Source organism: Mesorhizobium sp. M7A.F.Ca.CA.002.05.1.1 (assembly GCF_003998335.1).
Taxonomy (GTDB): Bacteria; Pseudomonadota; Alphaproteobacteria; order Rhizobiales; family Rhizobiaceae; genus Mesorhizobium.
On record NZ_RZQI01001258.1, the window covers coordinates 1 to 1,278 of the forward strand.

The window sequence follows — 1,278 nt, forward strand, 5'->3', positions numbered from 1 at the left end:
CCTTGCCGGCGGCTGTTTCTGGGGCATGCAGGATTTGATACGGCGCTATCCCGGCGTCATCTCCACCCGTGTCGGCTACAGCGGCGGCGACGTGCCCAACGCCACCTACCGCAACCACGGCACCCACGCCGAAGCCATCGAGATCAATTTCGATCCGGCCATCATAAGCTATCGCACGCTGCTGGAACGCTTTTTCCAGATCCACGATCCGACGACCCGCAACCGCCAGGGCAACGATGTCGGGACGAGTTATCGCTCGGCGATCTATTACACCAGCGACGAACAGAAGCGCGTCGCCGAGGACACCATCGCCGATGTCGATGCCTCGGGCCTGTGGCCGGGCAAGGTCATCACCGAAGTCGCACCCGTTGGTCCGTTCTGGGAAGCCGAGCCCGAGCATCAGGACTATCTGGAGAAGTATCCCAACGGATACACCTGCCACTTCGTCAGGCCAGGCTGGAAGCTGCCGGTTCGCGAGACGGCGGTTTCGTAGATTCGCAACTGCGATTTGCCCTGCATTGCTGCTCGACGGTGTCGTCGAGCAGGTCATCGCATCCAAACCCCTTTCAGTCAGCGCACCGTGTCGCGTCGGCCATTGAGCTTTCACAATATCCGAGCGCTCTTCGAACGCCTTCGTCAACGGCGAATGCGGATGCGGTAGGCAAACACGGTCAGGTGGTTGACAGCCTGCCGTATCGCAGTCCAATTGCGCAGGAAGAGCTGATTTCGGGAGACGGGCCGTGAAGAAAATCTGCGAAAAGCCAGTGTTTGTAAAACGCGAGCGTCTTTCGGTTGTCACTGCCTTGGCATCGCCTTCCACTCAGCCGACCTGACAAGCTCGCCCTGATCTGTCGGCCCGTTTGAGCCGCCGAAGATGAGGCCGATCGAATCGACCGATCACTCGGAGCCGATCACAGCCGTTTTTGTCCTCGATATCTCTAACCATACGGGGCCTCTGCTCGCCGGCTGGCTAGAGGCTGGAAATGCAATTGGCGCGATCATCGTGCCCGGGTTCCGGCGTCGTCCCACCGGTTTCAGCATCGGCAATTTCCGACGAAGGCTTCAACGCAAGCTGCTGCTCAGGCGGTTTGTCGGTAACACGACTGTCAAGTTGATCGAATTTGGCCGCCCTTACGATTGGAATGCGCTTGGTCGCCAATTGTCTGACCTCCGCGCCGATGTGCTGGTCTGCTACACTTTGCCTGTCTTGATCCCTCAAGAGGTTCTTGGCCATTTTTCCAAAGGCGGGGTCAACCTCCACCCGGCGCTGCTCCCCGA

Annotated in this window: 2 protein-coding genes; both read left to right on the forward strand. The window is 59.3% G+C overall.

What is annotated here, in order from left to right; translation table 11 throughout:
• Positions 1–493, forward strand: a 493-nt coding sequence (msrA, locus tag EN939_RS34675; RefSeq protein WP_127271877.1) for a peptide-methionine (S)-S-oxide reductase MsrA, incomplete at its 5' end; no start/stop codon positions are given.
• 381 nt (positions 494–874) lie between these two features.
• On the forward strand, positions 875–1,278 hold a 404-nt coding region (locus tag EN939_RS34680), incomplete at its 3' end, for a hypothetical protein (RefSeq protein WP_206528435.1).